This is a genomic window from Treponema brennaborense DSM 12168, from assembly GCF_000212415.1.
Taxonomy (GTDB): Bacteria; Spirochaetota; Spirochaetia; order Treponematales; family Treponemataceae; genus Treponema_F; species Treponema_F brennaborense.
This window is the reverse complement of record NC_015500.1, coordinates 2,852,739-2,873,979: the sequence shown is the minus strand read 5'-3', so window position 1 is coordinate 2,873,979 and position 21,241 is coordinate 2,852,739. Positions and strand designations below refer to the sequence as shown.

The following is a 21,241-nucleotide window of genomic DNA, read 5'->3' as shown; positions in this document are numbered from 1 at the left end:
CTTTTTTCTGAGAAAATCTGAGCTTTTTTGATTGCAAATAGCGGAAAATAGTGTAAAATATAGGAATAATAAGACAATCTAAAGTAATTTGAAGCAGGAAAGAACTCCCCTAAGTCCCCTCATAACCCGGAGGTCACAGGTTCAAGTCCTGTCCCTGCTAAAAAGTTAGTTTTTTAGAGAACTAAGATAGTCTGATTTCAATAGAGGTAAAGCTTGGCGTGAAATTCCTTTAATTTATAATAAAAGGTAATTCATGTTCTGGCTTTATTTTTTTTAATATGATAACGGAAAGTCTCTCAATTGCAGCAATCGGATTCCATTAGTTTTGTCCAAATCGTTTTCGTGAGGGTCATCTTTTAGATACAAAACGCCTTTAAAATGCGTTCCATACCTGAACACAACTGTTCCATAAGCTCACGGTTTCTGGGCGTTGAACTGACGGAAAAAAACCTTCCAAACTTTGCCCTTGTATGAGAGACTGCAAGTAAAATATAGCTGTATTTTACTTGAATCGTGTTATAATATCATAAAACACTCTTATATATAAATACTACGATTTGATAACCAAACTTGCAGCGCACAGGAGTTACCGAAGGTGAACACGGAATATATCAGAAAGTCTAAAGAAACAAAACCTGTTGTAGCAATTTGTTATGATTTTGATAAAACGCTGTCGCCGAATGATATGCAGGCGCAAGGTTTTATTCAATCCGTCGGGTGCGACGTAACTTCATTCTGGACGGAATCGAACGGATTGGCGGATGCTAACGAAATGGATCAAAACCTTGCATATATGTATACGATGATGAAAAAAGTGCGCGGCAACTTGGTTTTTAACAAGAAAGTGTTGAAAGAATATGGGGCGCAAGTAATGCTGTTTCCCGGTGTTGAAAACTGGTTTGACCGAATAAAAGAGTACGGAGAAGCGAAAGGGGTAATAATTGAACATTACATCATCTCATCCGGGTTAAAAGAAATGATAGAAGGTACTCGCGTTGCCGATAAATTCGAAAAAATATATGCAAGTTCTTTTTACTATGATGAAGATGGCGTTGCTCTTTGGCCTGCTCAGGTCATTAATTATACAAGCAAGACGCAATTTCTGTTCAGAATCGAAAAAGGTGTACTGGATGTGAACGACTCCGGTGTCAATGATTATTTTGAACCTGAAAAGATACGGGTTCCTTTTCGTAATATGATTTACATCGGGGACAGTGATACTGATATCCCGTGCATGAAGCTCATCAATTCCAATCAGGGTCATTCGATCGGTGTTTATAATTCCGAAACGAACAACAAATCCAAAGTGTTTAAAATGATGCATGACAACAGAATAAAATATTTCGCGCCTGCCGATTATACGGAAAACAGTGAACTGGATAAACTGATAAAAGCCATAATCGACAGAACGGCGTATAATGAAGTTTTGGAGTCCATACATTATAAGGACAAAACGGAATTCATCAAAAACGACGAATCGACGAATGCCGAACAAAAAGCGAAAAGGGATCTGATCATTGCGTTGGAAAATAGCAACAGTTTTGCCAAAACACATGTCATAGTTGATGCATTACGTGGATATAACGAGTGGAGTGCGGGCGAACTGGACTGGCTTGTAGATATAGCTGTCGAAAACAGTCAAGTGTATGCAATCCTTACAGATTCGGATGTGAAAAACTTCTATAAATCCATTTTGGAAAAAATGACGCCTTTATCGGATAAAGCGTACACTCTGAAATCTCGTATTGCAGATTAAAAACGGGTGCGATTTTCCAAAAAGAAAGAATCGCTTCGGAACCGTACCATAACGGAACGCATCCGCCCGGAGTTAACCCTAAACCGCCTGCGTTCCGTCGCTCGGGCAATGCTTCATCGCTCGGTATCGTCTGTCCCTTTTCCGTTACTGTGCGCCCTTGCCCGCCGCCGGACCCGCCGGTGAGGCTGCACCCGCGCCGTTACCCGTGCACCGTTACCCGTGCGCGATTACTTTCCGGCTTCAGTTCGCCCTCACCGTGCGAATCGGCGTCTTGGCGTTTCAAATCCGTCTCCGCTATCGTGCCGAAATCCCCTGAATCGCCAAATCGAACGCACCGCGCAGCTCGTCCACGTTCTGCTGGTCGAGCACCGCCAGCCTGAAAATGGCCGACTCGATAATCCCGTACAGCATTTCGTTCGCGTCGCGCACGTTCATTTCCTTGAAATCGCCGGAATTGATGCCTTCGATCACGATCGTCGAAAGCAGATGCCGCAGTCGCAGAATCCGCCGCCGCACGCGCACTCCCGGATCTTTCCCCGATTTTTTGAGCTGCAGCAGATACGACAGCGTAACCGTAAAAAGCCGCCGGTTTTCCGCGCATTTATCCAAAATCGTGTTCAGTACGGTGGAAAGCCGCTGTTTGATAGGAATATCGGCGTCGCGCACGATGAGCAGCAAAGACGTTTCAATTTCACCGGTCAGCTGTTTGATGCTCCACAAAAAAATTTCGCGCTTGTTTTTGAAATAAATATACAGCGTCGTGCGCGTGATCCCGCAGCGATCCGCTATTTTCTGGAACGTAACGTCCTCGTATCCTTCTTCCATAAAAATGTCGAGCGACTTATCAAGAATCTCGCGCTTTCGCTTTTCATGTTCAACTACGATCGCCATGAGCCCCTCCGCTCAAACCCGTGTACATATAAAAACACGTGTCGAGATTGCCGCTTTTAAGCATTTTGCGCGCATCGGCCCTTTTGCCGATCGCCGCCTCAAAGTGTTCGTGCGACGTAATGAAACCCATATTCCAGCCGGGAAACGACTGAAACAGCATCGCCATGTCGCGGTACAGCGCTTCCGCCTGCGCCGCGTCGCCCAACCGTTCGCCGTACGGCGGATTTCCCAGCAGCAAACCGCTTTCATACGGAGCGGCCAGCTCCCTGAAATCGGCCTGTTCAAAATCGGGCCGCCGGATCCGCGCGTCGCTTCCGACAATTTGCAGCGCCCGCCCCGCCGTAACGCCCGCGTGTTCCGCGTTCGCCCGTGAACGTTCCACCGCCGCTCCGTCGACGTCGGTTCCGGTAATCCGCGCCTCGCAGTCGGGGCGAATCTTTGCCGCTTCCTGCCGCCTGATTTCGGCAGCGCGCGCCGCGTCGTATATGCTCAAGTTTTCAAGTGCGAACCGCCGCCCGAATCCGGGCGCAACGTTGTACGCGTACAGCATCGCCTCGCACGCAATCGTTCCCGAACCGCAGAACGCATCGTGCAGCGGCGTTTTGCGCCGCCAGCACATCAGCTGCAGCAATGCGGCGGCCAGCGTTTCGCGTATCGGCGCCGTTCCTCCGTCCGTACGGTAGCCCCTGCGGTGCAGCGGCACGCCCGAAAGATCGAGCAGCACGGTCACCGCGTCGTTTTCTATATAAACGCGCACGTCCGACTCCGCACCCGTTTCGGGCATCGTCCTGATATGCCACAAATCGCCCAGTTTCGTATAAATCGCCTTGTGTACGATTCCCTGCACGCTGTGTTCCGATGAAAGCTTGCTGCCCCGCGTGCGAACCTTGTCGACGACGACTTTTACGTCCTTTTTGAAAAAATCCTGCCAGTTGACGGCGTATACCCCGTCGAACAGCGCGCCGAAGTCTTCGGCCCGAAAGGACGCAAGCTGCAAATAGACGCGATCCGCCGTCCGCAAACACAAATTCGCGCGGAACAGCGCGTCTTCGTCCGCATTGAACGCGACCCGCCCCGGCGTTCCGGCGCCGGTGTCTTTTAACGTATATCCGAGTTGTTTGATTTCGTTGCCGAGTATTTTTTCGGCCCCGATCGCGCAGAGCGCCGTAAGTGTCATCATTGCTTCCAAAGATAACATTTTTTCATAAAATGTGCAATTGTCGAATTCAAGCGCCGAATTCGGAGCGGACTTTACCGCTCACCGGCTCTGCGGGGTTCCGGCTTTCGCCTCCATTGTGCCGTTCATGCAAAGCGCCTGCGCGCTTTGCATGAACGGCACAAGACTGCGTGCGCAGTCCCCCTTCGATCCGGGCTAGGCTTTTACGTAAAATTGATTGCGGCAAACGCTGCTATCGGCTATACTGTGCGTATGGCGATACAGATATTCGGTACGGCAAAGAGCTTCGACACCAAAAACGCGGCGCGCTGGTTTTCGGCTCGCGCAATCCGCGTTCAGCAAATAGACCTGCGTGAAAAACCGATCAGTAAAGGCGAACTCGAATCGGTCGTAACCGCGCTCGCGCGTTCCCTCGGCGGCCGCGGCGAAGCGGTAAACGCTTTGATCGACGGCAAAAGCAAAGAGTACGCGTCCGTCGCGTATCTGGAAGACGCCGACAAATTCGGCAAACTGCTTGAAAATCCGCTCCTTTTGAAGACGCCGATCGTGCGCAACACCGATCCGGCTACCTGCGGCGGCGCCAGTGCGGTTACCGTCGGCCTTCAGCCCGAAGTCTGGCAGCGGTGGACGGTTTCGTAACGTCCGTTTTGTAACGTTCGTAGCATAGGTGAAAGGGGCGTCCGCAGCGGCGCCGCCTCTTTTTAACAAAAGTTTTTGGCAAGAGTTTTTACAGGAGGATGTATGAAACGATTCATGAGTGCAGTCGCGGTAGCCGCCGCGTTGCTGCTGTTGGCAGGATGTGCCGGAACCAAACCGGTCGCACGGGAAGCGGGCAAAACGTATCAGCTGGTAGTGCTGCATACGAACGACCATCACGGCACGACGCTGTCAAAAGACGGCATTGCGGGACTCGCCGAACGCGCGACGTTCGTCAAATCGGTTCGCGCCGAAGCGCAGAACGTATTGGTGCTCGACGCGGGTGATATCAACACCGGCAGCGCGCTTTCAAACATGTTCGCCGCGGAACCCGACATCAAAGCGTACAATATGATCGGTTACGACGCGGTCGCGTTCGGTAACCACGAATTCGACGGCTCGCTCGCAAAATTGACTGCGCAGATGGCTCTTTCCGATTTTGAATGGATTTCCGCCAACGTCAAAAAAGCGAACGGCAAAACGCTCGCCGCTCCTTATATCGTTAAGGATTTCGACGGATTCCGCGTCGGCGTGGTCGGACTGACGACGCTGCGCACGCTCGTCATCGCGTCTCCCGATAAAAGTCTGACCTTTGAAGACGAGATCGCCGCTGCCCGCACTGCGGTCGCCGAGCTTATCAATAAGGAAAAGGCCGACGTTATCATTGCGCTTGGTCACTTGGGTTCTGTAGAAGAAACCGAAAGCCAGAACACTTCGCTCAAACTTGCCGAAGCGATTCCCGAATTCGACCTGATTATCGACGGCCATTCCCACACCAAATTTGAAGAACCGTTGTACGTGAACGGCACGCCGATCGTTTCCGCAAACGAATGGGGTAAATTCATGGGTGAAGGGACGTTTTCAATCGTAGACGGAGACGTCGTTTCATTCGACTGGAAGCCGGTGGAAATCAAGACTTCCGCGTTCCCCCCGGATGCGGAAGTCGCCGCAATGCTGCAGCCGTACGTTGACGAAGCGAACGCGAGTCTGAAAAAAGTGGTGATGACGACGACCGAAAAATTCGAATTCGGCAACCGTTTGAGCCGCTATCGTGAAATCGCGCTCGGAGATCTGACCTGCGACGCAACCGTCGCGTATCTGGCGTCCACGGGAGTCGCGGCCGATTTTGCGTTCCACAACGGCGGAAACATCCGCGCGGAACTTCCCGCGGGAGACGTTACCAAAGAGAACATCATGACTGTCCTGCCGTTTGAAAATTACGTGTACGTGCTGACGCTGAACGGTTCGGACGTCGTCGATCTGTTCAATTTTATCGGTTCCATCAAGCAGGGCGCGGGTGCGTTCGCGCAGATGTCTAAGGAAGTCCGCTATACGATTACGTACGACGCTTCCGGCAACGGAACCGTCAGCGGCGTAACGATCAACGGAAAAGCGATTGATCCTGCAAAGACGTATCGCGTCGCCACGAACGACTATCTGGCGGGCGGCGGAGACGGCTACACCGTTCTGACGCGCAGTATCGATACGTACAACACGTCCATGCTGCTCAGCGACGTCGTCATCGACTACGTGCAGACGCTGCCGCAGCCGGTCGCTCCGGCAACCGACGGCCGCATTACGATCGTCGGCGGTGTTGAACCGTAACGCTCCGTACGCGGTGCTTGAAGGACGCGGCGGATTTTTCCGTCGCGTCCGTTTTTTTATGCTGATGCCGTAACTGCGGCGAAAAAAATGCTATATTTATAGTATGACAAAACGCATAGTGAAAACGGATACGTGTATGAAAAAAGCGGCGCCGCGCGTACTGCGCGCCGTTTTACCGTGCGGCGTGCTTTTATGGTGCGCCGCATTCGCCGCTGCGGTTCCGTTCGGTGTTCCGGCGGGAGCGCAGCGCGTGATAAAAACTTCCAGTCCGGTGTACGACGCGCTCGCCGCGCTCGCTTTAGACAGCGGCCGGCTGCCGTTCGCGGTAAACGGACCCGCGACGGCCGGTGAACTGCGGCGCTATCTGGACGCGATTCCGTACGAATCGCTCAGTTCCGTGGGACGATACGACTACGCGCTGGTTTTGCAGGAACTGTCGCGTCCGGTATCCGGGATTTCATGGGACGGTTTCATTTCTTTGGGAACGGAAGCGGCGGTCTCCATAGACGGATACGTCAAATCGAACGCCGCTATCGGCTGGCAATACGAATGGAAAAATCGGGATCCGTTCTTTTTGCTGCCGCTCGTCGTTTCCGCAGGCGACTATCTGACGCTCGAAACGTCGGCTTCCGTCGGCATTTACGAGGGCGCCGCGCTGCGTCATTTTAACTTTACCAACATACCGCTGCGTATGGACACGCTCGACGGAAACTTTCCGCACGACGCGTACGCCAGCGTCGGGTTTCAGCACGACGGGCGGCACTTTCTCAATTTTCAAATCGGGCGGGGCAGCCTGAACATCGGTCGCACGGCGATGGGATCGATCATCATTTCCGACTACATGCGCGACGTCAGCTACGCGAAAATTTCCCTGTTTTCTCCCCGGCTCAGATTTTCTTCATACGTAACCCAGCACGCGGTGAATAAATATTTTTACTTTCATCATTTTGAAGTACGCCCCGCCGATTGGTTCAGCGTGAGTATGCTGGAGGGCGTTATGGTGAACGCGCCGCTTGAACTGCGGTATCTGAATCCGATGATGATATTTCACGGGTTCGGAGCCTGGCGCGATTACGACGCGTATAATGCGGATATGGGAAACGGTTCGCATCCCGCCGGCGACTCCCGCGTCGGCAGTTATTTGGCGTTTACGGTCGACGCGCGGCCGTGCGCGTATACGCGGCTGTACGGACTGTTCGCGATGAATCAGTTCCAACTTAAATTTGAAATCGAAAACGATCCCGCCGCGCTCGCCGTGCCGAACAGTTTGGGGTTTCAGGGCGGCGTTGAAAGCATCGTGCCGCTGAAAAGCGGCTACCTTACCGTAAACGGCGAGTTCGTGTATACGATGCCGTGGTTTTACGTTTCGCGGGACAAAGAGTGGTCGCTCGTCTCCGAACGGACGGAATTTTACCGCGGCGGATCGCCGCTTCTTTCCTGGATAGGCTCGCCGTTCGGGCCGGATACGATTGCCTGTCAGATCGGCGCGTCGTACGGCGAATACGGCGACTGGAAAGCCGGCGTGCGCTACCGCTTTACGGTTCACGGTGAAAACGGAAAGAACGTATTTGAAAAGGATCACTATTATCCGACCACGGTGGAAGAAGCGCAGGCTTCAACGCCGACGGGAACGCCCGAATACAGCCATGCGGTAATGCTTTCCGGAGAAAAAACGCTGTTCCCCGGAATTTCGGTGCAGACCGGCTGCGGCGTTTCGCATTATCTGAATAAGGACAACGTGCGGGGAAACACGCAGACCGGATTTGAGGCATCCGTTTCGCTCAGAATTCGCCCGTACGAAGCGTACCGGACGGACGGGGTGCAGTGAGTTTCTTGCGCATATCGGTGAAAGCGGATACAATAGCGGCATGAAAATACATATTCTGGAAATGCCGCTCGATTTCGGCGGCAACCGGCACGGTTCCGATATGGGGCCGTCCGCAATCCGGCTGGCGGGACTCAAAGAACGCCTTTCGCACCTCGACCACGAAGCCGTTACCAGTTTTTCACCGATTGCGATCAATCCGCAGGAATATGAAGATCCGGGACGTGCGGACGCAAAATATCTGAAACAAATCGTTTCCGCTTGCAATCTGCTCGCCGCGGAAACGGAAAAAGCGGTGCTCGACGGTAAATTTCCGCTCGTTTTGGGCGGCGACCACTCTATCGCGCTCGGCACGATCGCCGGACTGTCCGGTGCGTACCGAAAAAAACAGCTGAAACTCGGCGTTCTGTACGTGGACGCTCACGGTGATTTCAATACGAGCGAAACGTCTCCGTCGGGAAACATTCACGGTATGTGCCTTTCCGCTTCGTGCGGATTCGGGATTCCCGAACTGACCGAACTGTATCGGCCCGGCGTTAAAGTTCTGCCGGAAAACGTCTGCTACGTCGGGCTGCGTGATATCGATTCCGAAGAAAAAAAACTGATGAAACGGGCAGGGGTTACCGCCTTTACGATGAGCGACATAGACCGGCTCGGTTTTTCCGCGATTCTGCAAAAAGTGACGTCGTTTTTCAAATCGCGCGTCGACGTCGTGCACGTCAGTTTCGATATGGACGTTATCGACCCCATGTTCGCTCCCGGCGTCGGTATTCCGCTGCCCGGCGGACTCAATTACCGTGAAGCGCTGCTGCTCATGGAAGAAATGGCCGCTACCGGTATGGTCGGGTCCGCCGAAATAGTGGAAGTCAATCCGGTACTTGACGTGCGCAGCCAGACTGCCCGCATGGCGGTTGAACTGGTTGCGCGTCTTCTCGGAGATACGATTTATTGAGCTGCACGCCGCATCGCGTCCGGTTTTGTGCGGCGGCGATTCTGCTGCTGTGCGTCCGGGCCGTCTGTATCGCATCCGAATCCGACGAGCCGGTTCTCTCCGGAGAAACGGCGGTTCCCGGCATTACTTGGACGCTCGAACGGAGTCAGGGCGTACAGTCGGTCGCGCGCGTTGCCGAAGGCAGCGGCGGCCTGCTGTTTTCGCCGGGAACTTCGTATCTGGAGATGCAGTACCGCGGCATGATTTTGACGGTGTGGGTGAGCGACCTTTTTTTTCTGAAAACAGTGCTGAACGTCGGTTTTTTGCAGAACGAAGTGCCGACCGATTTTTCCATTACCACGCTGCCGTATCTCGATTCGGAATGGACATCCGTGGAGTCGGAAACGTTCGTGATCAAGTCGTTTCCGGTTACCTACCGTTCGGGTCTTGCGTTTTTTGCCGGATATTCGATGCTGCAGTACACGCTGAACGACCGTGAAGATCGGCAGACGATCCGCGAAGAGCTCGTATACCATTCGCTGCTTTTGGGCGCGCAGATCTCGTTCAGACCGATCCGGTTCATCACCATGGAGTACGGCGTGTCGTTTTCACCGTTCAGCCGCCTCGATTTTTCATCTTTGTCCGTGTTTCAGCTGAATTACGAGATTTCAACGACGGTTTCGGCGGGTATTTTGTCGTTTACGTATATGATAACGACGCGCAACAATATCGAATACGCGGCTAACTCGGAAAATCTCAGTTCCCTGCGCGTTGCCGAAACGAGTTTGCGGTTTCAAATACGGCTGTAATTTCCGCGTAAGGAAAAAACTTGCCGATTTTTCCGTAAATCAGTACATTTATAGTAATTACCTATTGTTACCTATAAGAGGAGATGCTGTAATGGCAACGTATCAGTTTCAGACGGAAGTGAATCAGCTTCTGACGCTCATCATTCATTCATTGTATTCAAATAAGGATATTTTCCTGCGGGAAATCGTTTCCAACGCGTCCGACGCGCTCGACAAGCTCAAGTATTTGACGCTGTCCGACGACGCGTACAAATCGGTCGCGTTCGATCCGCGCATCGATATTTCGTTCGATGAAGAAAAAAAACTGTTGGTCGTAAAAGATACCGGTATCGGTATGGACGGCGACGATCTGACTTCCAATTTGGGTACGATCGCCCGTTCGGGAACCAAAGCGTTCATTGAAAAACTGACGGCCGACGCAAAAAAAGATTCTTCGCTGATCGGACAATTCGGCGTCGGTTTTTATTCGGCGTTTATGGCCGCTTCCCATATCGACGTATACACGCGCAAAGCGGGTACGACGGCGATTTTTCACTGGTCGAGCGACGGTTCAAATTCCTATGATATGGAAGAGATCGCCGCGGACAGTGCGGAAGCCAAACTGTACGGCTTCAGCGACGCGGCCGCGCACGGTTCGGCAATCGCCATGACGCTCAACGACGAAAGCAAAGAATACGCGAGCCGCTGGAAGGTTGAAGAATTGATCAAGCGTTACAGCGACCACATCGCGTTCCCGATTTATCTGCATTATACGCAGAATAAGTACGACGACAAAGGCAAAGTAACCGGCAGCGAGCAGAAAACCGATAAAATCAACAGCGCGAGCGCGTTGTGGAAAAAACCGAAATCCGAGCTCAAAGCGGAAGATTACAATGCGTTCTATAAAACCATTTCGCACGATTCTTCCGATCCGCTGATGTACGTGCACACGCACGCGGAAGGCACGCAGGAATACACCACGCTGTTCTACGTTCCCGAAACCGCCCCGTTCGACATGTATCAGGCCGATTACAAAAGCGGCGTAAAACTGTACGTTAAACGCGTGTTCATTACGGACGACGACCGCGAACTGCTGCCCGCATATCTGCGCTTCGTCCGCGGTATTATCGATTCCGAAGATTTGCCGCTCAACGTCAGCCGTGAAATCCTGCAGCAGAACCGCATTCTGGAAACCATTAAAACGCAGTCCGTCAAAAAACTGCTCGGTGAGTTCAAGAAAATGGGTGAAGCGGCGGGAAAAGCAGCCGCCGCTGCGAAAGAAGCCGGCGGCAAAGACAAATTGGGTGAAGACGATAAAGCCGCGCTCGAAAAATGGGCGAAATTCGTTTCACAGTTCAACCGTCCGCTCAAAGAAGGGCTGTATTCCGATTTTGCCAACCGCGAAGACTTGGCGGAAATCGTACGCTTCAAATCTACTGCCGAAGAAGGTACCGGCGACGACAATTGGACGAGTTTTGCCGATTACGTTCAGCGCATGAGCGCCGACCAAAAGGCCATCTATTATATTACCGGCAGCGACGAAAAGAACCTGCGCGCGTCTCCGCTTCTGGAAGCATATAAAGCGAAAGGGCTTGAAGTGCTCATTATGGCGGACGACATAGACGACATCGTCATTCCGTCGTTCGGCAAATACAAGGACTTTGAACTGAAAGCCGTCAACCGCGCCGGCAGCGACGAAGAACTCGGCGTCGACAAAAAAGAGGCCGAAAAGAAAGAAAAAGAGTTCAAACCGGTCGTGGAAAAAATCAAAAAAGCACTCGGCGACAAGGTAAAAGATGTGCATCTTTCCAAGCGTCTGTCCGATTCACCGTCGTGTATCGTCGTGGATGAAAACGATCCTTCGCTGCAGATGGAACGCATGATGCGCGCGATGGGCCAGAATTCGTTCGGCGAAGTAAAACCGATTCTGGAAGTAAACGGCGACCATCCGATCGTTTCCGCGCTTCGGGATTCCGAAGACGAATCATATATAGAAGACGTTTCGACCGTTCTGCTCGATCAGGCGCTGCTGGTCAGCGGAGAAACGCTCAAAGATCCGGCCGACTTTGTAAAACGGCTGAATAATCTGCTCGGTAAATAAGGATACACCGCGGTGAACCGGCTCGCAGTCCGACGCTGCTTGCCGTCGAGCCGCCGGGTGCAAATCGCCGGGTAGTGCAGAGCCGGCGTCGGGTGCAAATCGCCGGGTATAACGCTGCCGCCGGACGCGAACATACGTTCCCGTCCGGTTTCTTTATTTAGACTTGGACGTCCGCGTTCGCGTTCGCGGGTTCTGCGGCCGTAGTTTCTGCGGTTTCGGAACCGCCGGCTGCCGCGGAAGAATTTCCGGTTACTGCGGAAGAATTTCCGGTTACTGCGGAACCGCCGGCTGCGTGCGGCGTAATCTTTTTGTGAACGGTAAAATCAGAAGCTTTCAGAATGTTTTCCGAGATCGCGTTGTTTTTGAGCGCAGAGTACGCGTTCCGCATCGCCATCGTCATATACGGTCCTATCCATAAAAATCCGATACCGAGCGTCAAAAATCCCAAAAGTAGCCAGCCGTAAAAACTGAGCGCCATAACCAGAATGTTTTCACGTGAACCTTTCGTTACCGCAATACTCAGCCTCAGCGCTCTGCGGACGCTCAGTTCGGGATTGTCCGCCAGAATGAAATAAATCATACTGTACGACAGCATTTTTGCATACAAAATGATAAATCCCGCCAAATACAGTACGCCGCCGCTGAACATGAACAGCATGGAACCGACCGTTTCCGCCTTCGTTACGCGGAATGAGGCGGTAAAAAAGACAATCGCGCCGATGATAAGGGGAATCATCCAAATCAGCTGCCACAGCGTTGCCCAAAGCATCGCCGTAATGGCTTTCGGTGAAAATTTGGAAAATATCGTTTTTATACCGACCGGTTTTTGATCCTGCATATCGTTGACAGTTCGCAGATAGGCGAACGAAACGAGCGTCATTGCGAGCAGCAGCACCAAGCAGACGGCGCTCACTTCAATGACGCGCAGCAGCGGGGATACCGAAAAGTGCAGACTGTTTTTCATGATGCAGAGCAGAACCGCAATGTAGACGGCGTACAGCACACCGATCGTAACGATGGGAATTACGCTTATTGCCGCCGCCTGTTTTTTACGGTCCTTCAGCGACAATCGAGCCTGTTTCTTATAAAATATGCGTTTAAACATGGGGTTTTCCTCCTAATCACAGTATAGCGCAGTTATATTCCGATAACAAGACCGCAACACGCGCGCTTCCGGTGTTATTTTTTCCAAAAAGAAGGCATAAAAAAGATGAGCATCGTGTACAATTCGAGTCGACCGGCAATCATGGCGAATGAAAACCACCATTTTACGCCGTCCGCAAAAAAGCCGTAATTTGCCACCGGCCCGACTTTGCCGAGTCCGGGGCCGATGTTGCCGACCATCGCCAGCGACGCCGTAACTGCCGAGAGCACGTCCGTTCCGTCCAGCGCCGCAATGTACGCGGTGATAAACACGAGCAGTAAATAGAGAAATAAAAACGCCGCCACGCTGAACACTACGTCTTTTCGGCCTGACCTGCCGTTAAGCCTGATGCTGAACACGCCGTGCGGATGCAGCATTTTGCGGACCTCGTTGGACATTTGTTTGGACAGAATGACCCAGCGTACCACTTTGACGCCGCCGCCTGTCGAGCCCGAACAGCCGCCGATGAACATCAGCAGCACGATGACCAGCTGCGCGCCGGGCAGCCATAAATTGAAGTCTGCGGAACTGTATCCGGTAGTGGATATAATAGAAGCAACTTGAAACGCAGCCGTCCGCACGGCATCGCCGACCGAATCCGAGCCGGCAAGAATGAACGGCGTGATCGCCGCCGTTGAAACGCCGATGATGGCCAGATACGCTTTCAATTCGCTGTTGTGCCGAATGTCGTCGAATTTGCCCAAAATGGCGTAATAATACAAGCTGAAGTTGACGCCGGCGAGGATCATGAATATCGTACATATCCATTCCACGGACGCCGACTGGTAATAGGCGATGCTTTGGTTTTTGGTTGAAAATCCGCCGGTTCCCAACGTTGAAAACGTATGCGCAAGCGCGTCCGTCCAGGTCATTCCGGCAAGTTTCAGCAGTACCGTCTGAATGACCGTAAAGCCGGCGTAAATGAACCACAATATTTTTGCCGTCGTCGCGATTTTGGGCGTTACTTTGCCTTTTTCGGGACCGGTCGTTTCGGCTTTTATCAATTGAAAACCGCCGACGCCGAGCAGCGGCAGCAGCGCAACGGTCAGGGCGACGATTCCCATGCCGCCAAGCCAATGCATTTGGCAGCGCCATAAGTTGACGGATACCGGCAGACTTTCTATATCGGATAAAATCGTCGCGCCGGTCGTCGTAAAACCCGAAACGCTTTCAAAAACGGCGTCGGCGATCCGCGGTATGGTTCCCGAAAGCACGAACGGCACCGCACCGAGGATGCTCGCGAACACCCAAGACGCCGCGACGACTATGAACGCGTCCCGCGCGGTGAGCGACACCCGCTGCTTCCGCCCGGCTATGAAAAAGACTGCCGCCGCCGCGATGCAGACGGCGCCCGGAAAGGCGAACGCCGGTATGACCTCCGTTTCGCCGTAATACGCCGCCGTTCCGATCGGCAGTATGAACGTAACCGAAATGATCGCCAGCAGAAGGAAAATCATCCTGAAAAATGAAAATATCCGCATGTTAAAAACGCGCCCCGTTCCGTTTATTCATCGTTGCCGCCGAAGCGTTCCAGGATTCGCGACGTTTCATTCATCGCCGTTATCAGAACCAGCCGGTCGCCTTTTTCGAGGAACGTGTTCCCCGCCGGAATGATGAAATTTTCGGTTGAATATTTTTTTATCAGCAAAATGAGAAACGAGCCGGAATCCGAAACGTCTTTGAGCTGTTTGCCGATGACGTGCGACGTTTCCGGCAGATCGTATTCGATGATTTCGAGTTCGCCTTCTGACACCGTGTGCACGCCGGTAACCCGTTTGCCGCGCAGGTGCCCCAAAATGGTGTCTACCACCGTGTCTTTTATGGGAACGGCAACGTCTACGCCGATATTGCGCGCAATTTCCGCAAAGCCGCTGCTGGACACGAGCGACACCGTTTTTTCAACACCGAGCGATTTCATATACGCGGAGACGACCATGTTCAGTTCGTGATTATGAGTTGCGCTGATGATGAGATCGAACGACGACAGATCTTCTTCGGCAACGAACCCTTCGTCGGTGATGTCGGCTTTGAACACGGATGCGTTCGGATACCGTTCGGCAGCCGCTTTCGTGCGCATGTCGTCTTTATCGATAATGACGAATTCTTGCGTGATCTTCCGCTTCGTCCGGAAAACGTGCGGCAGCCACGCCGTTTTGCTTTTGGCGATCAGTTTATCGGCAATAATGGTGCCGATATGGCCCGCGCCGACGAGCGCGATTTTCTTCAATTCGGTTATTTTCGATCCGCACAATTCCAAAACGGCTTTCATGTGTTCCCGCTTGGTCAGAATGCCGAGGCTGTCTTCGGCACGTATGACCGTTGATCCGTCGGGAAGCGCCGTATGCTCGGCCTGTTCCACGTATACCAGCAGAAACGGTTTGTCGATGAACGTCCGCAGTTCCTGAACGGTGCGTCCGTCAAGTCTGCTGCCCGGTTCTACGGTTATGCGGAGAATTTCGTATTCCGAGTTGTCGAACGTAAGGACTTCGGTAAACGCGCCGTGCTCTACGGCCTGCACTATGGCGTTCGCCGCTTCCATGTCGGGATAGACCATAAAATCTATTCCGTACAGCGGGCGGTGTTCGCCGGAAAAAGTGGCGGCGTGCTGCGTGAGCGTTTTGCGGGTTTTTACGTAATATTCGTAATTGCGGACGCGGGCGATTTTTATGACGTTGGGGTACACGGCGTCGACGAGCGAACAGGTAATCATGTTCACTTCGTCCGATTCGGTCAGAACGACCAGCGCGTCGGCTTTTGAAATGCCGGCGTCTTCAAGCGTTTCCAGACTGTTGCCGTCCGCTTGGACAACCATGCAGTCCAAGCGGTTCGACACGTGGCGGACGAGTTCTTCATCGTTGTCGATCAGAACTACGTCGTTTTTTTCCGCAATGAGCCGCTTGGCAAGTTCGGTGCCGGTTAACCCCGCGCCGACGATGACTATTCTCATTTCTCTTCCGGCAGATCCTGCATTTCCCGTGTCAGACGGGATTTTTTGCCTTGCGCGGCGTATTGGATACCGGTAACCGCACCGGCGATGATTCCGGCGGCAACGGCTTCAACTGCCGCGTTCGGCAGCAGAAGCAGTATGAACGCACCGAGTCCCGCGCCGCCCATCAGTTCGGTAACGCCGGTGCCTGCGAACAGGTACAGCGCGCAGCTTACGTACAGCGTGTGAAGCAGCGTTCCTGCGACGGCTGCGGCCGTTGCGGAAACCGCTTTGGGAAATACCTTTATTTTGGACAGTCCCTTGAAAAGCAGAAAGACCGTCGGCGCGATCAGCAAGCGGGGCAGCACGGAAACAAGCGGATTTACGAACAGCGCGTCGAATCCGACCGGATTGCTCGCAGCCTGTATCATGCTGAATATACCGAATACGGCGCCGATTCCCGTTCCCGCGGCAACTCCTTCAAGGAGCGTTCCCAAAATGGTCGGAATATGGAGCAGCGTCAGCGCGAGCCCCCACGGCAGTCTGATAAATCCTATCGGCGTAATTCCGAACAATACGGTCAGCGCGCCGAGCGCACCGATCACGGCGATTTTTCTATTCAAGTTGGCGTTTCGGTTTTGTGTATCCATGCGTACGACTATAGCCTATCCCGATAGAAATGACAATCCCTCGTTTTTTTGCTGAAAGTGATGGAATTTAGTATATTATGTGTTATAATGATATTGGAGAAAACGTCTGCTTTCCTGACGTTTATTGCGGAATAGATTCGGTCGCTGTCTGCCGTTGACAGATGCGCTCGGGATTGTGTGCGAGGAGTGAATTATGAGAAAACTGCTTACAGTAGCGGCAATCGGTTGCGCGGCGATTCTTGCGGTATCGTGCGGTTCGGTGTTTACCAAAGTGCAAGTGAAAGCTTCCCCGTCGTTGTACGCGCCCTTGGGCGGTCACAGCGTTGAAGTTGCGGAGTACGTATCTATAGATAAAATAAAAAAAGCTTTGGAACCTAATCCTTTGGAATCCGATTCTGCGGCCTCCAAGGTAATAGTGTATGATTATACTGCGACAGATGCCGATGACACCGCTACTTTTGTGGTGTATTATCCGCTGATGGACATTCCGGTCGATTTCAGCAAATATCTGGAAGATATTGACTTGACGGCGGGTTTGAATACGTCTTTGAGCGATATCAGTTTTACCGTTCCCGAATTGACCGTGGATACTTCAGGGCTTTCCCAAACCGTTAAAGTACCGAATTCGGACGCTTATGCGGGACGGACGCTCGGCACCGCTGAGGCGGTGATGGTCAACGGCCTTATCGGCGCCGCCGGTACCATCAACCTTGATTCCAAACCCGTTCCGCTGAACAGCGGTGAGACGTTCAAGAGCGCGAAAATAGAAAACGGGGCAATCACGCTTACGGTCATTCCGACCGTTCAAGGTTTAACGGTTGATGCTTCCGGAATAACGATAACACTTCCCGGAGATGGTACACCGCTTAATTTTGTCCCTGATCCCACCAATACCGCCAAATTCATTTGCAATTTGAAGGACAAGACTGTAACGGCAGGTGGTGATTTCAGTATCGGCGGTTCCGTTTCGATATCCGGTACGGTAGCGGCGGGGACGGTCGTGCCTGCCAAAGGTATAGGAGCCGATATCTCCTGTTCGGTAAGTATCGAGGAACTGCAGTCGGCGACAATCGGGTTTGATAAGGAGAAGCTCAGTATTCCCATTACGAAAGAAATGCCTGCGGAAGTGACGGATTTTATTTCCGAAATAGCTTTCAAATCCGATCCGGGCTTGGGACTGCAGATAGAACTTACGAACGGCTTGCCCAAAGGCATGGACGTAACCGTTACAGTCGATTCGACCGCTTTGGGTATTGCCAATAAATCCGCGACGTTCCCCGCGCAGGAAACGAATCCCCATCCCCGTTCTATCGTAAACACGGAGGATCCCGTGTTGAAACCCCGTACGTGGTCCAACGGGAATTTGGATATTACCGCAAAGATCGGGTTCCCTGCAGACGTTTATGATGGAACGAACTTGACGGTTTCAAACATTACGCCTGGCAGTACGTATTCGTTGTCCGGTTCTTTCAGCCTTTTAGCGAAATTCGAGTCCGCAAAAATAGATCTCGGTGATTCGGGTAAGTTCAGCGGCACGTTCCCCGAAAAGGACGCACTGGATTTGAGTTCGTTTATCGACAAACTGCCCGCCGGGGTTAAATTGGCGGAAGACGGTTTTATAGCGAATATTTACTTGAGCAGTCCGCAGTTGTCCGATACGTTGAAGATGACCGGCAAAATATCGATGACTTACGTTGATAAAAACGGTGATAAGCAAACAAAGCCTTTAGTAGCCAATAAGGACGGTTCGCCAAAACTCATCGAGCCCAGCAGCTCGGCGCTTTCATTGCCGGCGGGAACGTCCTGGTCGGGACCGGTTCCCTCTCCGTCCGCTTCTTTCGGCTCGGAATTGGTTGGCGTTATAAACGAGAAGCCGCAAACGGCTTCCCTGTCTTACGATCTTACCGTGAGTAAAGCTACGATAACAGCGGAGAACTTGGAATCCGGACCAACTTCCGTAAAAGCGGAAATGCTTCTTAAAATACCGGTAGCGTTAAATATAAACGGTGAAGATTCGTCTCCTGCCGACCCGACGGTAAACGGTGTGCTGGTTGACGTGCTGGATCTGGCCGGAATCGACCCCGACAAAGACCTTTTCGGCCGGTCGCAGGGCGGCACTCTTTCGTCCGAGGTGGATAAACTGCTTGAACAGCTTAAAGAGATGACCATTGCCGTCAAATATGTCAACGAGCTCGGAATGGAAATGGAGGCTTACGTTGAAGATACGGCTCCGGATAAGACTATCAAAATTCAGAAATCCTTCGTGTTAAAGCCAGGTGAGAATACGGCGACCGTTTCCCTGAATGCAGACGAGCTGAAATCCGTTATAACTTCGTATCCTTTTGCTCCGACGGTAAAGATATTCATTCCGAATACCAATGCGTTCAAATTAAAGAAAAACGGCGGCATATCCGTCAAATTGTCCGTTTCCGCAGTTACCGATGTTGATTATACGTACGAGCTGGGAGGAAAATAATATGAAAAAAATCTGTTGCGTTTTTTTACTTGTCGCCGTGATGGGCGCCGCGTCTGCAGAATTGAATCCTCCGCACCGGTATTTTGAAATCGGAACGGACGTTTCCGCGGGCGTTTCAAACAACTGGTTTGCAGTGAATGATTTTTTTAAGGACGTTTTGCTGGTTGATTTGAACAAAATGTCCGACGAACTGAAAGACGGAATGAACCTCAACGCGGCTGCAGACGTAAACGTGTTCATGAATTTGAATCTCGGCAAAGTGGCTCGGATCGGAACGTTCGTTGCGGTGGACGGTGACGGAATGGTCAACCTTCCGCAGACTCTGCTCGATTTTATTGCGAACGGCAACGCGCAGACTCCGAACGGATTTTCCGGCGAGCTCTATATAGGTACGGCGGTATACGTGGAAGCGGGATTTTCGATTCAGTCGTTCGTCAAAAAGTTCGGAATAAAAGTGACGCCGACGGTGTTTATGCCTGCGCTGTACGTTCCCGATACCGAAGCTGCGTATTCGGTAAGTACGAAGGACGACGGTCATTCAAGTATTTCCGCTTCGGCCGACATCAGCGTGTATTCGGCTATTCCGCTGGATACGAGAACGCTGAACGTATCGGAACAGTTAGCCGGGGCGGGGCTCGATTTTGATCTGGAGGTTGAATATCCGCTGCTGAAAAATCTTGATTTGGGCGTTGCGCTGCGTCATATTCCGGCGGTTCCCGCGTCAATGATCTATAAAATGGGTTTTACGGCGACGGCTGAATATGCAATGGAGCCGCTTTTGAACGGTTCATCCAGCGGTCTTAAATACGACGGCACATACACGCATACCGACCCCGTATATGAAACGCTGAGTTCTCCGTATACGGTGCAGCGGCCGATCATTTTCGGTGTACAGGCGGCTTATCGTCCGTTCGGTGACTGGTTCGTCGTAAAAGGCAATGCGGATTGCGTGTTCAAGAATCCGGTGTACCTGAACGCGGGCGTGGAAGCCGGCGTTTATTTCCTGCCGATGAGTAAAATGGGCGGGCATTTGTTGGCGGCGGCTTTTTCCATGAATTATGAAGATTCGGTTTGGATACAGCGCGTGACCATCGGTTTGAACTTGCGGGTGTTGGAACTTACCGCGCACGTTTCAAGCCAGAGCAGTGACTTTATAAAGAGTTTTACGGGAACGGGGCTCGGCGCAGGATTGGGCGTCAGAATCGGTTTCTAAAAAAGCGAATGCAGACGGAGGCGGTATGCTGCGGGTGCTTTTTATCGGGGGAACGGGAAATATCAGTACGAGCGTGAGCCGGTTGTGTGTGGAACGGGGATTCCGCCTGACGCTGCTCACCAGAAACGGAGCGGCCGGCATCGACGGTGCGGAATCCGTTGCGTGCGATATAACCGATGAAAACGCCGTGCGGCGGCTGCTGAACGGGCGCAGTTGGGATGCGGTAGTCGATTGGATTGCGTACACTCCGGATCAGGTGCGGCGTGATGTCGAACTGTTCCGCGGAAAGACTGCGCAGTACGTTTTTATCAGCAGTGCGAGCGCGTATCAGAAACCGGCGGTCAACTGTTTTATCACGGAATCTACGCCGCTGGCGAATCCGTATTGGGAATATTCGCGCAATAAAATTGCCTGCGAACAGCTGCTGACGGACGCATACCGGAAGGAAGGCTTTCCTGCCGTGATCGTGCGGCCGTCTCACACCTACGATAAGCTAATTCCGCTGCCGATTGGCGGCGGTCGCGAATATACCGCCGTCGACCGGATAAAAAAGGGTCTGCCGGTGATCAGTCACGGTGACGGAACGTCACTGTGGGTGCTGACGCACGCCGAGGATTTTGCGAAGGGCTTCGTCGGGCTGCTCGGTAACGTCCGGGCGACCGGCAACGCGTTTCACATCACGTCCGACGAAGTGCTCTCGTGGGACCAAATTTATCAGGCGATCGGTGCCGCCGTCAATCGGGTGCCCCAAATCGTTCACGTTACGAGCGACCGGCTTGCTGCCGCCGATCCGCGCTATGAAGGCGAATTGTTGGGCGACAAAGCGTGGAGCGTTATTTTCGATAATACCAAGATAAAACGGCTGGTGCCGTCTTTTATCTGTTCGATTCCGTTCAGTCAGGGAATCCGCAGAACGGTAGACTGGTTCGAGGCGGATCCGGCGCGAATGGTCGTGAATCCGGCGACGAACGCGTTTATCGAACGGATGCTGCAAGCACGCTGACGGCTGCCGGGCGGCCGCAAATGACTGCGCTCTTTTTCCGCTGTACTGTTTGGGTGGAA

At 52.5% G+C, this 21,241-nt stretch carries 16 protein-coding genes; 10 read left to right on the top strand and 6 right to left on the bottom strand.

Annotated elements, in window-relative coordinates; translation table 11 throughout:
• The first annotated feature begins 595 nt into the window (after nt 1-595).
• Nucleotides 596-1,756 carry an HAD family hydrolase gene (locus TREBR_RS12565; RefSeq protein ID WP_013759546.1) on the top strand — a complete coding sequence of 387 codons (1,161 nt, stop codon included), beginning with the start codon at nt 596-598 and terminating at the stop codon, nt 1,754-1,756.
• Nucleotides 1,757-2,050: 294 nt separating this feature from the next.
• On the opposite strand, the gene TREBR_RS12560 is transcribed toward TREBR_RS12565, so the two are convergent.
• Together TREBR_RS12560 and TREBR_RS12555 are read right to left on the bottom strand one after the other, a co-directional pair.
• Nucleotides 2,051-2,647: a TetR/AcrR family transcriptional regulator gene (locus TREBR_RS12560; RefSeq protein ID WP_013759545.1), complete on the bottom strand. Its 597-nt coding sequence runs from the start codon at nt 2,645-2,647 to the stop codon at nt 2,051-2,053.
• Nucleotides 2,631-3,827 carry a THUMP domain-containing class I SAM-dependent RNA methyltransferase gene (locus TREBR_RS12555; protein ID WP_041610911.1) on the bottom strand — a complete coding sequence of 399 codons (1,197 nt, stop codon included), beginning with the start codon at nt 3,825-3,827 and terminating at the stop codon, nt 2,631-2,633. Before TREBR_RS12555 ends, TREBR_RS12560 begins: the two co-directional genes overlap by 17 nt.
• Nucleotides 3,828-4,076: 249 nt before the next feature.
• On the opposite strand from TREBR_RS12555, the gene TREBR_RS12550 reads away from it, so the two are divergent.
• From TREBR_RS12550 to htpG, 6 genes are all read left to right on the top strand, one after another.
• The gene (locus TREBR_RS12550) at nt 4,077-4,463 is read left to right on the top strand and encodes an arsenate reductase family protein (protein ID WP_013759543.1); all 387 of its coding nucleotides are present in this window, start codon (nt 4,077-4,079) and stop codon (nt 4,461-4,463) included.
• Between the two features lie 102 nt (nt 4,464-4,565).
• A complete protein-coding gene (locus TREBR_RS12545) occupies nt 4,566-6,125 on the top strand; it encodes a bifunctional metallophosphatase/5'-nucleotidase (RefSeq protein ID WP_013759542.1) in 1,560 nt (519 codons plus the stop codon).
• A 103-nt stretch (nt 6,126-6,228) separates the two neighbouring features.
• On the top strand, nt 6,229-7,953 hold the full coding sequence (locus TREBR_RS12540; protein ID WP_041610458.1) for a hypothetical protein: 1,725 nt from the start codon (nt 6,229-6,231) through the stop codon (nt 7,951-7,953).
• 40 nt (nt 7,954-7,993) lie between these two features.
• Nucleotides 7,994-8,902, top strand: coding sequence for an arginase (gene rocF / locus TREBR_RS12535; RefSeq protein ID WP_013759540.1), 909 nt, complete (start codon nt 7,994-7,996; stop codon nt 8,900-8,902).
• Nucleotides 8,899-9,690 carry a hypothetical protein gene (locus tag TREBR_RS12530; RefSeq protein ID WP_013759539.1) on the top strand — a complete coding sequence of 264 codons (792 nt, stop codon included), beginning with the start codon at nt 8,899-8,901 and terminating at the stop codon, nt 9,688-9,690. Before rocF ends, TREBR_RS12530 begins: the two co-directional genes overlap by 4 nt.
• A gap of 91 nt (nt 9,691-9,781) precedes the next feature.
• Nucleotides 9,782-11,770: a molecular chaperone HtpG gene (htpG, locus tag TREBR_RS12525; protein ID WP_013759538.1), complete on the top strand. Its 1,989-nt coding sequence runs from the start codon at nt 9,782-9,784 to the stop codon at nt 11,768-11,770.
• Between the two features lie 157 nt (nt 11,771-11,927).
• Here the strand turns inward: htpG and TREBR_RS13940 are convergent, their stop codons facing one another.
• The 4 genes from TREBR_RS13940 to TREBR_RS12505 form a co-directional block, all read right to left on the bottom strand.
• On the bottom strand, nt 11,928-12,875 hold the full coding sequence (locus TREBR_RS13940) for a DUF975 family protein (protein ID WP_013759537.1): 948 nt from the start codon (nt 12,873-12,875) through the stop codon (nt 11,928-11,930).
• Nucleotides 12,876-12,949: 74 nt separating this feature from the next.
• Nucleotides 12,950-14,395, bottom strand: a complete 1,446-nt coding sequence (locus TREBR_RS12515) for a TrkH family potassium uptake protein (protein ID WP_041610457.1) — start codon at nt 14,393-14,395, stop codon at nt 12,950-12,952.
• Between the two features lie 23 nt (nt 14,396-14,418).
• Complete coding sequence (gene trkA, locus TREBR_RS12510; protein ID WP_013759535.1) at nt 14,419-15,861, bottom strand: Trk system potassium transporter TrkA; 1,443 nt, start codon at nt 15,859-15,861, stop codon at nt 14,419-14,421.
• The gene (locus TREBR_RS12505; protein ID WP_013759534.1) at nt 15,858-16,490 is read right to left on the bottom strand and encodes an ECF transporter S component; all 633 of its coding nucleotides are present in this window, start codon (nt 16,488-16,490) and stop codon (nt 15,858-15,860) included. The genes trkA and TREBR_RS12505 overlap by 4 nt, the downstream gene beginning before the upstream one ends.
• Nucleotides 16,491-16,683: 193 nt before the next feature.
• Between TREBR_RS12505 and TREBR_RS12500 the strand changes: the two genes are divergently transcribed.
• Genes TREBR_RS12500 through TREBR_RS12490 form a run of 3 tightly spaced genes read left to right on the top strand, consistent with a single transcriptional unit; the run spans nt 16,684 to nt 21,182 of the window.
• Entirely contained in the window at nt 16,684-18,966 is a 2,283-nt protein-coding gene (locus TREBR_RS12500; RefSeq protein WP_013759533.1) for a hypothetical protein, read from the top strand.
• A 1-nt stretch (nt 18,967) separates the two neighbouring features.
• Complete coding sequence (locus TREBR_RS12495; RefSeq protein ID WP_013759532.1) at nt 18,968-20,179, top strand: DUF5723 family protein; 1,212 nt, start codon at nt 18,968-18,970, stop codon at nt 20,177-20,179.
• 25 nt (nt 20,180-20,204) lie between these two features.
• A complete protein-coding gene (locus TREBR_RS12490) occupies nt 20,205-21,182 on the top strand; it encodes an SDR family oxidoreductase (protein WP_013759531.1) in 978 nt (325 codons plus the stop codon).
• Nucleotides 21,183-21,241: the final 59 nt, after the last annotated feature.